The following is an 11,697-nucleotide window of genomic DNA, read 5'->3' as shown; positions in this document are numbered from 1 at the left end:
CAGAGGGCAGCTTCATGTTGCCGGTGCCGCGCAGGATCGCGGCGAAGGTGTTCGTCAGCCATGGAAGCACGCAGCCGCCGAAGAAGATCTGGATATAGCCGGTGGCCTGCGCCAGCACGCCGCCGCGGCCGCCGAGCGCTTCCAGCAGCGTCGGACCGAACAGCAGCATGGCCACGGTGAAGCTCAGCCCGAAGCCCAATCCAAGCAGCAGCGCATGGGCTGCCAGCTCTGAGGCGCGGTCGCGGTCGCCGGCGCCGAGGGCGCGGGCGATCGCCGACGAGATGCCGCCACCCATGGCGCCGCCGGACATGGTCATGGTTAGCATCACGAACGGAAACACCAGCGCCATCGCCGCCAGCGATTCCGTGCCGAGCCGGCCAATATAGGAGGTCTCGGCGATGACCACGAGGGTGCCGGCGCTGAGCGCCACCACATTCGGCCACGACAGCCGCAGCAGCGTCGGCAAAATAGGATGATCGAGCAGCGGGTTTTTGGACGCGCCTGTGAGGCCGGGCAACCGCGGCTTGTCGGCGTCGGCCCGGGGCAGTTCGGCGACGGCAATATCGGACATGCGTTTCCCCACCCTCCGGTCTTGAACGCCGGAAGCCCCCTGTTCCTACCATCGATTCCGGGACGCACCATGCCGTCGCACGCATGGGCGGGCCGCAACAGCGATGCCGCAGCGCGGCGAACGGGGAGCCCGGAATTGCCGCGTCAACTCACATGAAATTCATGAGCACGAACTGAACGTTCGCGCATCCGCTGCATTTGCATCCCGCAATCAGAGGATTTTTCATGCGCAACAAGTTTCTGCTCTCCGCCTGTCTCGTCGCTGTGGCGCTGCCGCTGGCCGCCTGCAACGAGCAGGCGACCAACACTTCAGGCGAGGATTTCGGCGCGTCGCCAAAACTGGTCGAGCCGGTCAAGTCGCTGATCCCCACCGTCAACATCGCCACCGCCACCGGCTGGCCGCAGGGCGGCAAGCCGACCGCCGCCAGCGGCATGGCAGTCAACGCCTTCGCCACTGGGCTCGACCATCCGCGCACCCTGTACGTCCTGCCGAACGGCGACGTGCTGGTCGCCGAGACCAATGCGCCGCCGAAGCCTGACGACGGCAAGGGCATCAAGGGCTGGGTGATGAAGATGGTGATGGGCCGCGCCGGCGCCGGCGTGCCCAGTGCCAATCGCATTTCGTTGCTGCGCGACGCCGACGGCGACGGGGTTGCTGAAACCAAGACCGCGTTTCTCGAAGGCCTCAACTCGCCGTTCGGCATGGTGCTGGTCGGCGATGAATTCTTCGTCGCCAATGCCGATGCCGTGGTGAAGTTTCCCTACAAGACGGGTGACACCAAAATCACCGCTCCTGCCGTGAAGGTCGCCGACCTGCCCGGCGGCACGATCAATCACCACTGGACCAAGGACCTCACCGCCAGCCCCGACGGCACCAAGCTCTATGCCACGGTGGGCTCCAACAGCAACGTCGGCGAGAACGGCATGGAAGCCGAGAAGGACCGCGCCGGCATTCTGGAAATCGATCGCGCCACCGGCGCATCGCGGGTGTTCGCCTCGGGCCTGCGCAATCCCAACGGGCCTTCGTGGCAGCCGCAGAGCGGCGCGCTGTGGGTCACCGTCAACGAGCGCGACGAAATCGGCAGCGACCTGGTGCCGGACTACATGACTTCGGTGAAGGACGGCGGCTTCTATGGCTGGCCGTATAGCTGGTACGGCCAGAATGTCGATGTGCGCGTCGAGCCGCAGCGTCCGGACCTGGTCGCCAAGGCGATCGTGCCGGACTACGCGCTTGGCGCCCATACGGCGTCGCTGGGCCTGACCTTCAACACCGGCGAACTGTTTCCCGCGAGCATGAAGGGCGGGGCCTTCGTCGGCCAGCACGGCTCATGGAACCGGCAGCCGCGCAGCGGCTACAAGGTGATCTTCGTGCCGTTCGAAAACGGCAAGCCTGCCGGAAAACCTCAGGACGTGCTGACCGGCTTCCTCAACGACAAGGGCGATGCCCAGGGCCGCCCGGTCGGCGTCAAGATCGACAAGCAAGGCGCGCTGCTGGTGGCCGACGACGTCGGCAACGTGGTGTGGCGCGTCACGCCCGCCGGCGCAAAGGCGGCGTCGGCGCAGTAATGGCGTCTTCTCCGTTTCCCGGACGCGGTGCGGCCTTCATGCCGCTCCGCAGATCCGGGATCCCGGTTTCTCTGTCGCAAGCAACCGGGACCCCGGCTCTGCGGAGCACCACGCCGCGAAAACGCGGCGCAGTGCACCGCGTCCGGGGAACGATCCAGCGAGCTGGCACGTAACGAATCCCGTTCTCACTTCGGGTGCGAAAAATCTTCCGGCGTCAATTCGATCGGCATGCCGTGCGGCGTGCGATCGGCCGCGTGATCCCAGGCATTGCGGTAGCGATGCAGCGTATCGGCCGTCGCCACGCCCTTGTCGGCGATGAGATTTTCCAGCGTCGCCAGCCAGTGGCGGTAGTAGGTCTCGCCGGTATCGGCATCGCCGGCGGCCTGGGCGCGCTTGATTTCGGCGGCCAGTGACGCCGCCCATTCGGTCCAGGTGAACAGCCCGCGCGCATGCAGCGCCACCGCCATGGCGAAGGCCTGCGCCTCCCATGGTTCGCGAAACACCGGACCATCATGATCGAGCGGCACGCCGGGCACCGCGGCCGCGGCGTTCGGATCGAGCGCCATCATGCCGGCTCCAGATACGAATCCCAGGCATCGACGGAAACCGTCAGCGCCGGATCGCCGTCCTCGCCCCACAACTCGCGCCCGTCGAAGCCGACGGTGTAGAGCCATTGCGGGTCTTCGCCCTTGCCCATCGCATTGCTGTCCGGAAAGACGTGCGTGCCGTGCAGCAACTCGATGACCCCGAGATGGCCGCGGACATAGCGCGGCAGCCGCGTATGGGTTGGCGGATCGATGGTCTTCATGCGGACGCGGTCACCGACCGCGAAGCGCGCCGGCTGCGTGGTTTCGCGCACGCTCGGGCCGCCCCGGCGCAGCACCGCTGCGACCTCGTCGGCTTTCAGCACCGGCACATCCCGCCGCGGCAGCAATGCCTTGCCCGCTTCGATCTCCTCCGGCGCGACCAGCCCGCGCTCGGCCATCAGCTTCTCGATGCCGGCCAGCCAGATCTGAAAGTAGCTCTTGCTGAGGTAGTCCGGCTTCGGCCGGTTCTCGCGCGCGAAGCGCGACATGTCGATATTCCACTGGCCGGGCCGGGACATCGCCATCGTCAACGCAAAAACGCGGCGTTCCCATTCGGCATGAAACACCGGTTCGTTCGGCTCCGGCTGCACCGGGCCGAAGCCCGCCACGCCGCCCATGTCCTGCGCGCCGTCCATCACGCGGCCTCGGCGGGTTGCCGGGCGAGTCCCGTGCCGATCATGCTGTCGCGGGTGACGAGTTCGGCGAGTTGCTCTTCGCTCATCCCCGCGGTGCCGTCGGGCCGCATCGGCACCACGAGGTAACGGATCTCCGCGGTGGAATCCCACACCTTGATTTTGGTGCCTTCGGGCAGCGCGACGCCGAAATCATCCAGCACACCGCGCGGATCCTTCACGGCGCGGGAGCGATACGGCGCCGCCTTGTACCAGACCGGCGGCAGGCCGAGCACCGACCACGGATAGCAGGAGCACAACGTGCAGACGACCATGTTGTGGAGCTGCGGCGTGTTCTCGACGGCGACGATGTGTTCGCCCTGGCGTCCGGCATAGCCGAGTTCGAGAATCGCCGGCGTGGCATCGGCCAGCAGCCGCGCACGATAGGCCGGATCGTTCCAGGCTCTGGCGATGACCCGGGCGCCGTTGCGGGGACCCACCTTGGTCTCGTAGGTCTGGATCAATTCATCGAGCGCCGCCGGATCGACGTAGCCCTTCTCGGTCAGGACGCTTTCCAGCGCCCGGACCCGCAGTTCGGTTTCCGACAATTCCGAATGATCGTGATCATGATGGTGGTCGTGGTCGGTCATGCTGTCTCCTTCGATGAGCCAGTATACCGCGGCCTGTAGCGCATGCATGAAAAATGCGCGAGCCGGGGATCGGCGCCGTCAAAGGTCGCCTCGGCAAAATTACTGAGGATATTGGGACGCGCTGCGCTGGTGTCTTTGGCTGAAGCTCACGAGAACCGCAAGCACACGGCGCAGTGGCTCACCTCCCTGTAAACCCATGCCTTCCCATTCATCGGTGAAATTTCAGATCCCACGGCGGGTGAACAGAGCATTGGTCTCACTTGGGAAGGCGCAACTGCCGCGCCATATCTGCATGAAATGTCGCCACCCGATTATTCGATAGGGTACCGGTAAATTTGTATGCTAAAATATGAAGATCAATCGGCGGTACCACCGATTGTGAATCTACAGCAGCTCTGTCATGTTATGTCCGCCTTGTGACACAACAGTAGGAGTGCGAAATGCCCGGTCAGCTAGAACCTGCCGCAAATGATCGCGATCTTCTCCTGCGGGCAGCCCAAGATGAAATGTCGGCTTTTGAGAAGCGCGAAGCTGAATTTCGCAAGAAGGATCGCCAGGAACGCGCTGAGCGACTGCATATTCCGCTACAAGCAGACTCCTAGTCCGGCCTTGAAGCCGCCAGCCAATCGTCATTAAACGGCAGTTTCGGCTTTCGCCGCTGCGGAGCTTCTCAGGCTCACGACCTTAGCCATTGGATTGATGCTCCAACCAACTCGCCGCGCGTTGCAAGCGGCAGAACGACGTCCAATGTCCCTCATTGTGAGCTCGCGTCGCCGCTGTCCGCGCCAACACGTTGAGCATTCCAGTAGCTTTCAATTTGCTGAACGAGCGCCGGTGGCAGCGACACATAATTAAGCGCCTCGGCGTCGGTCCCACCCTTCTGCAAAGCCCACTTTATGAAGTCAATCGCGCCCGCAGCGGCAGTCGGAGACTTCGGGTGCCGCGGCAAAAGCATGAAAGTGGTAGCAGTGATAGGTACGCCTCCGCCCCGGGTGCGTTCGTGAGGATCAGAAAGAAGTCATTCTCGCTATCCCAAGCTGCACTAGAGGCTGCTGCCTGGAAGTTACTTCTTGACGGACTGACGAAATTTCCCGAGCTGTTTTCCACGACGCCGAATGAGATGCGCTGAAATTTCTGCAGGGCATAAGCGTATTCGAGATATCCTATGGCCCCGGGGATCATCGCAACGAGCGACGCGACGCCATCATTGCCTTTTCCGCCTAAGCCAAGCGGCCAGTCAACTGTCGTGCCTTCCCCTACCCTTGCCTTCCAAACGGCACTGACCTTCGACAGGTAGTTGCACCAGTTGAAGGTTGTCCCTGAGGCATCGAGGCGATGGACAACGGTGATCGCGCTATCAGGCAATGACAGGGTGGGGTTGATCTGCCGAATGGTGGGATCATTCCATTTTCTGACTTTTCCCAAATAGATGTCTGCGAGCAATTGACCGGTGAATTTCATTTCGCTGGGCTTCACACCCTCAATGTTGACCACCGGCACCACCCCGCCGATGACTATTGGAAATTGAATGAGTCCATCCTTGCGGAGTTCGGACGGATCGAGCGGTTTATCGCTAGCACCGAAATCGACTTCTGCGTTCTTGATGGCCTTGATGCCCAGACCGGAACCAATAGGTTGGTAATGGACACTATTTCCAGTCGCCGCAAAGTAGCTCAAGCTCCATTTATTCATCACCGGCGAGGCGAACGTTGAGCCCGCCCCGGTTATCTTACCGGCCCAAGCCGAACCGGATACAAGCAACGTCAATGCCGTAAGCGCGCTTATCGGATACCGACACCGCATCGTTTCACCCCCCGAACCAGAGAATGCGTCTTGATCAGTTCGTCGAGCAGGGGGCTCTATGGTTCAAAGATATTTGGTGGCAGGCGCGACCATCTTTAATGCTCCATAGGGCACCGGCGCTGTAGCTTCGCCATCGCGCGATGTCCGCTCGTTCCGGCTTTGGCGGGCGAGGTTTTCCGCCCGCTCGATTAGAGCGTCGCCCTTCCTCCGCAATACGTCGGCCTGAGCTGCCAATACCTTTTGTACGACGTAACTCGATACGCCATAGCGTTCGACGAATGCGGCAAGAGCCTCCATCCGTCCAAAAGGCAATCTCGGGATTCGCGCGAAATCGGCCGTTGCCATTAAGATCGTGCGGGCTTCGTTTATCTACCCAAGCATTTGGACTAGCGCGTCCTGTTAGCTTTGTCGGCTGTGCGGACGTCGGCGATAAGGGGAAAAAGGAGCATCGAAAGCTCGCACGTCTACGAAAGTGTGCGGTCATCTATGGGCGAAAGATGGTTACGCCCCAACACATTGAGAATTTAGCTAAAATTAGTTTTTTGGCGGAGAGGGGGGGATTCGAACCCCCGATAGGCTTGCACCTATGCCGCATTTCGAGTGCGGTACGTTCAACCACTCTGCCACCTCTCCAAGGCGCCAAGAACCCGCGGTCGCCCGCGGGTGGTTGGGCGAGTTCTAGGCGAGGTTGGCGCGCCAGACAAGCCGGACGGGGGACAATTCCGCAATCTGTGGCGCGGCAGGTTGCCAAACGGGGCCAGGGCCCCGGCTTCCTTTGAAATTAGCCTCGCTCAGGCGGAATGGGCCTCGCGACGACGCATGGCGGCGGGAAGGCACTGGCGAAACAGGCCCTGGCCCTGCGGCGTTGATTCGCCGGCAGGTCGCCGCCGCGCATGGCGGAGGCGCTGGGCCCGCCGACCGGGCTCAGTCCTTGCCCTTCTTCTCTTTCTTGTCGTCCTTTTCCTTTTTGTCTTTCTTCCGGTTGGTGAAGCGGGCGTTGCCGAGCCCGGTGCCGATGGTCAGCACGCCCCAGCGGTCGAAATCCTGCATGAACGGGATTTCGCTGAGGCCCTGCGCCACGCCGTCATTGTGCATCAGCACCGCGGTATCGTGGCCGCCGATCTCCGGAATGCCCTCGGCGATCAGCGTCGGCAGGTTGAACTTGCTGCTCTCCCAGTTGCCCGGCAGGTTCTGCGCGCCCTTTTCGATGGAGCCGTCGTGGTTGATCACGCCCGGGCAGGAAATCCCGATGAACGGCGCCAGCTTGAAGCCTTCGGCCTCGGCGGCGACGATCAGGTCCTTCAGCATCTTCACCAGGCGCTTCACCGCGCCCTCGCGGGTCGGTTCGTCGTCGGCATGGCGCCACAGATCGGATTTCCAGACCGACGCCTTGGACAGGTCGGGCGTCTTCTTCCAGCCAGTTTCCACCACGCCGCAGCGGATGTTGGAGCCGCCGATATCCACCGCCAGGATGCTGTCATGGCCCTCGAAGATCCACGACGGCGCCAGATGCAGGCAGCCGATCAGCCCGGCCTCGTCGGGGTGGAAGCGGATCGGGATCATATCGACCTTGAGGCCCTCGGCCTTCAGGATCAGGTCGGTTCGGGCAATGGCGAGTTCGCCGATCCGGCTCTGCCGGAAGCCGCCGCCAACCACGATGCATTCGGTGTCGGCCCAGGCCTTACTCTTCAGGATCCGCCGCGTGACATAGACCAGCTCCTGGGCGAAATCCTCGATCGCGCCATGCACCAGCGCCGCGGCGGCGATATCGTCGCCAAGCAGCGCCTGGTCGAGGGTGGATTTGCCGATCTCGGTGGTGGCCTTGTCGCCCAGCGGGTCGTCGCCATTCTTCCTGAGCGGCTTGCGCAGCCCGTCGAGGATGCGCTGGAACGCGCCCTTGCTGGCGCGATCGCCGAGAAAGCCGTCCTCGTCCTTCAATTCGATGTTGAAACTGTCCACGTCCACCGATGGCAGGCGCGTCGCGCCGTGCCGGCCGATGCCGGTGGTCGTCAGTGTGTCGTCAGCCATGTCTGCCCCTGCTCTCCAAAATCGTGTGACAATGCGCAGGGAACCGGTTGGTTGCATGGCCGGATAACAGGCGTGCCGCTCGCCGCCAGATCGGCAAAATGCCTGATATGAACGCCCTTTCCGGGACCTTTTCCTTGACTCCCGACCTTGGCCGACTATAAGTCCCGCATCCGGCGCAGGTTTTCCTCGCGCCGATTGTTTTTGCGCGATTGGCGGTAACATCCCCAGGATCGCAAAAATCCGCCGAAGTCCTTCGGGATCAACGCGGTGCCCCATCAAGAACAACAAAAAGCCGGCCCGGATGCATCCGAGGTTGGAAGAAGTCGAAGGAATATAACGATGTTCGCAGTCATCAAGACCGGCGGGCGGCAATACCGCGTTGTCGCAGAAGACGTGCTCGAAGTAGGCAAGATCGAAGGCGAAGTTGGAACGATCATCCAGCTTGGCGAAGTTCTGGTGCTCGGCGGCGATACGCCGGTGCTCGGATTGCCGATGGTGGCCGGCGCCACCGTGGCGGCCGAGGTGCTGTCGCACAAGCGCGGCCCGAAGATCATCTCGTTCAAGAAGCGCCGCCGCAAGAATTCGCGCCGCAAGCGTGGTTATCGCGACGAGATCACCGTGCTGCGCATCACCGAGATCCTGGCCGACGGCAACAAGCCGACCGTTGGACCGCGTCCGAAGCGTGAGAAGGCCGTTGCCAAGGCTCCGGTCGAAGCCGAAGACGCCGCGTAAACATCTTTTATCTGGCGCGGCATGAGGCCGCGACAAGTTGAAAAAATGTGAGATCATTCCGTCAAGGAATTGATCTAGATCTATTCGAGATTGGAGACGGGCTATGGCTCATAAAAAAGCAGGCGGTTCATCGCGCAACGGTCGTGACTCGGCAGGCAAGCGCCTCGGAATCAAGGCGTACGGCGGCGAGCGCGTGATCCCCGGTAACATCATTGCGCGTCAGCGCGGCACCACCTGGCACCCCGGCCTTAATGTGGGCATGGGCACCGACCATACCCTGTTCGCCAAGGTCGAAGGCCACGTACAGTTTCGCGCCAAAGCCAACGGTCGCACCTTCGTATCGGTTCTGCCGATTCTCGAAGCCGCGGCCGAATAACACGGTGGACACATTGGAGTCCGCCGGGTCCTGTTGAACCCGCGGATGGCCAAAGAAGGCTCCAGGGGGAGGCGGGAAACCGGCCTCCCCCTTTCTTTTGGTGCGTCGCTTCGGGGCGCATACAGGAGCCGACGATGCTGCAGGATATCCCGACCCCGACATCCAGACAAAGCAGAGGCTGCGTCCTCGAGACCGAACGGCTGGCCTTGCGCCGGCCGACCCTCGCGGACGTGAAAGCCATCGCGCAGCTCGCCAATGACCGGCGCATCGCCGAGATGACCCGCCGCCTGCCGTTTCCCTATTTGCCCGACCACGCGGTCGAATTCGTCAATTCGCTCGGCGAGGCGAGCGGCGACACCGTGTTCCTGATCGAGCTCGACCGCCAGCCGGTCGGCATGGTCGGCGTCGACTGGCGCGCGCCCGAGTTGCCCGAGCTCGGCTACTGGCTCGGCGTCGAACATTGGGGCCAGGGCTTTGCCACCGAAGCCGCGCGCGCGGTGATCGACTTCACGTTCGAGGAGTTCGACGTCGAACACCTGATCTCCGGGGCCCGTGTCGCCAATCCGGCGTCGCGAAACATCCTGGAGAAGTGCGGCTTCCAGTGGAGCGGCGTCGAACTGCACCGCTTCGAGGCGATCGGCTCGTCCACCCCGGTGGATTGCTTCAAGCTCAACCGCAGCGTCTGGTCGTCGTTGAAGAACTGGGGAACGTCGACGAGGAGGTAGCGCGCTCGCTTACTTCCTTCCCTCTCCCCTTGTGGGAGAGGGTGGCTTCGCGAAGCGAAGACGGGTGAGGGGTAGCCACGCACGTCGGCGATCTGCATTTCCCCTCATCCGTCGCGGCTGCGCCGCGCCACCTTCTCCCACAAGGGGAGAAGGAAGAAGAGCTTGTGGCGATGACAGCGTTACACCGGCGGGCTGACCTCGGGCACGTAGCCGAGCTTCTGCTCGCGCAGAAAAATATAGAGCCCGGCGGCGACAATGATCGCGGCGCCGATCAGCGTCGCGAGCGACGGCAGGTCGCCGAATACGGCGTAGCCGAACAGTACCGCCCAGATGATCATCGTATATTGATACGGCACCACCACGCTGGCCGGCGCCAGCTTCAGCGAGCGGTTGACGCATAGCAGCGCGCATACCGAGGTGACGCCGCCGAGCAGGAACATGCCGGCGTCGCTCAGGCTCGGCGTTACCCAGCCGATCGGCGCCATCACGATGCCAAAGCCCAGCGAGCCCGCGAATTGCGTGGCCGCCAGCACCACGTCGGGTGCGGCGCGCAGCGTGCGCGTCAGCAACATCAGGCTGGCGAACGCGGCGCTGCCGCACAGGGCGATCAATGCCGGCCAGGTGAAGCTTTGCGCGGACGGCTGCAGCGCGATCAAAACCCCGCAGAACCCGACCGCCACCGCGCTCCAGCGCCGCCAGCCGACGGGTTCGTGCAGGAAGATCGCCGAGCCCGCGGTGACGAAGATCGGCACCGCCAGATAGAAGGTGATGACGTCGGCCAGCGGCAGATACACGGTCGCGGCGAAGAACGCCGCGACATCGACGGTCGAGAGCACCATCCGCACCAATTGCAGCCGCGGCCGCTCCAGCCGGAAAAACTCCGCGCGATACCGCCAGATCGACGGCGACAGCACCAGCAGCGCGGCCAGCGCGCGCAGCAGCAGCAACTGCCCGACCGAGTGGTCGCGCACCAGGTATTTGCCGATCGCGTCGCCGAGCGAGAACAGGCAGATCCCGGCCAGCATCAGCCCGATCCCCGCCATCCTCGCGACGCGATTGTCCGCTGCGGTCGAAATGGTCGCAAACATGCCTAGATGAGCCTGTACAGAACGCCCCATCACGACAGGGCTTGGTTAACAGCGGCACGCGTCGTCTACGACGCGGTGAAAGCGGCAGCAAGGCCCGTAAATGCGGGCTTTTCACGGCTTTGGAGCCATGAAGTGGTTGCCGCCACCACCCCCCTGCGATACGGGTACGACATGAAATTTCTGGATGAAGCCAAGGTTTATATTCGCTCCGGTGACGGCGGCAACGGCTGCGTGGCGTTTCGCCGCGAGAAGTACATCGAATTCGGTGGCCCCTCGGGCGGCAATGGCGGCCGCGGCGGCGACGTCATCATCGAAGTCGTCGATGGCCTGAACACGCTGATCGACTATCGCTACCAGCAGCATTTCAAGGCGCCGAAAGGCACCAACGGCATGGGCAAGGACCGCCACGGCGCCAACGGCAAGGCCGTGACGCTGAAGGTGCCGGTCGGCACGCAGATCTTCGACGAGGATCGCGAGACCCTGATCCACGATTTCACCAAGCTCGGCGAGATCTTCGTGCTGGCCGAGGGCGGCAATGGCGGCTTCGGCAACGCGCACTTCAAGTCCTCGACCAACCGCGCGCCGCGCAACGCCAATCCCGGCCAGATCGGCGAAGAGCGCTGGATCTGGCTGCGGCTGAAGCTGATCGCCGACGCCGGCCTCGTCGGCCTGCCGAATGCCGGCAAATCGACCTTCCTCTCGGTGGTATCGGCCGCCAAGCCGAAGATCGCCGACTATCCGTTCACGACGCTGCATCCGCAGCTTGGCGTGGTCGATGTCGATGCCCGTGAATTCGTGCTGGCGGATATTCCCGGCCTGATCGAAGGCGCGCATGAAGGCGCCGGCCTCGGCGACAGATTCCTGGGTCATGTGGAACGCTGCCGTGTGCTGCTGCATTTGATCGATGCCACCTGCGAACACGCCGGCAAGGCCTACAAGACCGTGCGCACCGAACTCGATG

General features: G+C 63.1%; 14 protein-coding genes and 1 tRNA gene. 6 read left to right on the top strand and 9 right to left on the bottom strand.

Annotation, left to right across the window (positions count from 1 at the left end; genetic code table 11):
• Positions 1–571, bottom strand: a 571-nt coding sequence (locus JWR89_RS16630) for an MATE family efflux transporter (protein WP_299718053.1), incomplete at its 3' end; no start/stop codon positions are given.
• Between the two features lie 224 nt (positions 572–795).
• On the opposite strand from JWR89_RS16630, the gene JWR89_RS16625 reads away from it, so the two are divergent.
• The gene (locus tag JWR89_RS16625) at positions 796–2,136 is read left to right on the top strand and encodes a sorbosone dehydrogenase family protein (protein WP_299718051.1); all 1,341 of its coding nucleotides are present in this window, start codon (positions 796–798) and stop codon (positions 2,134–2,136) included.
• Positions 2,137–2,321: 185 nt separating this feature from the next.
• On the opposite strand, the gene JWR89_RS16620 is transcribed toward JWR89_RS16625, so the two are convergent.
• Genes JWR89_RS16620 through nthA form a run of 3 tightly spaced genes read right to left on the bottom strand, consistent with a single transcriptional unit; the run spans position 2,322 to position 3,984 of the window.
• Positions 2,322–2,705 (bottom strand): nitrile hydratase accessory protein, encoded by a 384-nt coding sequence (locus JWR89_RS16620; RefSeq protein WP_299718049.1) that lies wholly within the window; start codon positions 2,703–2,705, stop codon positions 2,322–2,324.
• A complete protein-coding gene (gene nthB, locus JWR89_RS16615) occupies positions 2,702–3,358 on the bottom strand; it encodes a nitrile hydratase subunit beta (RefSeq protein WP_299718047.1) in 657 nt (218 codons plus the stop codon). The genes JWR89_RS16620 and nthB overlap by 4 nt, the downstream gene beginning before the upstream one ends.
• Entirely contained in the window at positions 3,358–3,984 is a 627-nt protein-coding gene (gene nthA / locus JWR89_RS16610; RefSeq protein WP_299718046.1) for a nitrile hydratase subunit alpha, read from the bottom strand. Before nthA ends, nthB begins: the two co-directional genes overlap by 1 nt.
• Before the next feature lie 440 nt (positions 3,985–4,424).
• On the opposite strand from nthA, the gene JWR89_RS16605 reads away from it, so the two are divergent.
• Entirely contained in the window at positions 4,425–4,586 is a 162-nt protein-coding gene (locus JWR89_RS16605) for a hypothetical protein (RefSeq protein WP_299718045.1), read from the top strand.
• 292 nt (positions 4,587–4,878) lie between these two features.
• Here JWR89_RS16605 and pstS read toward each other — a convergent pair whose 3' ends face one another.
• From pstS to JWR89_RS16585, 4 genes are all read right to left on the bottom strand, one after another.
• The gene (gene pstS, locus JWR89_RS16600) at positions 4,879–5,661 is read right to left on the bottom strand and encodes a phosphate ABC transporter substrate-binding protein PstS (RefSeq protein ID WP_366142995.1); all 783 of its coding nucleotides are present in this window, start codon (positions 5,659–5,661) and stop codon (positions 4,879–4,881) included.
• A gap of 189 nt (positions 5,662–5,850) precedes the next feature.
• Entirely contained in the window at positions 5,851–6,132 is a 282-nt protein-coding gene (locus JWR89_RS16595; protein ID WP_299718044.1) for a hypothetical protein, read from the bottom strand.
• 198 nt (positions 6,133–6,330) lie between these two features.
• Positions 6,331–6,420: transfer RNA gene (locus JWR89_RS16590), tRNA-Ser, on the bottom strand.
• A 291-nt stretch (positions 6,421–6,711) separates the two neighbouring features.
• A complete protein-coding gene (locus tag JWR89_RS16585) occupies positions 6,712–7,815 on the bottom strand; it encodes an ROK family protein (RefSeq protein ID WP_299718043.1) in 1,104 nt (367 codons plus the stop codon).
• Positions 7,816–8,154: 339 nt separating this feature from the next.
• Between JWR89_RS16585 and rplU the strand changes: the two genes are divergently transcribed.
• The 3 genes from rplU (at position 8,155) to JWR89_RS16570 (ending at position 9,648) form a co-directional block, all read left to right on the top strand.
• Entirely contained in the window at positions 8,155–8,547 is a 393-nt protein-coding gene (rplU, locus tag JWR89_RS16580) for a 50S ribosomal protein L21 (protein WP_299718041.1), read from the top strand.
• Positions 8,548–8,650: 103 nt separating this feature from the next.
• The gene (gene rpmA, locus JWR89_RS16575; protein WP_299718040.1) at positions 8,651–8,923 is read left to right on the top strand and encodes a 50S ribosomal protein L27; all 273 of its coding nucleotides are present in this window, start codon (positions 8,651–8,653) and stop codon (positions 8,921–8,923) included.
• Between the two features lie 134 nt (positions 8,924–9,057).
• Positions 9,058–9,648, top strand: a complete 591-nt coding sequence (locus JWR89_RS16570) for a GNAT family N-acetyltransferase (protein WP_299718038.1) — start codon at positions 9,058–9,060, stop codon at positions 9,646–9,648.
• 179 nt (positions 9,649–9,827) lie between these two features.
• Here the strand turns inward: JWR89_RS16570 and JWR89_RS16565 are convergent, their stop codons facing one another.
• A complete protein-coding gene (locus JWR89_RS16565) occupies positions 9,828–10,736 on the bottom strand; it encodes a DMT family transporter (protein ID WP_299718036.1) in 909 nt (302 codons plus the stop codon).
• Positions 10,737–10,907: 171 nt separating this feature from the next.
• Here JWR89_RS16565 and obgE point away from each other — a divergent pair.
• Positions 10,908–11,697 (top strand): GTPase ObgE (gene obgE, locus JWR89_RS16560; protein WP_299718034.1); only part of this gene is annotated, 790 nt, incomplete at its 3' end.

Source organism: Tardiphaga sp. (assembly GCF_028290785.1).
Classification (GTDB): domain Bacteria; phylum Pseudomonadota; class Alphaproteobacteria; order Rhizobiales; family Xanthobacteraceae; genus Tardiphaga.
Note: the sequence above shows the minus strand (reverse complement) of the source record. Positions and strands in the feature narration are given on the sequence as shown.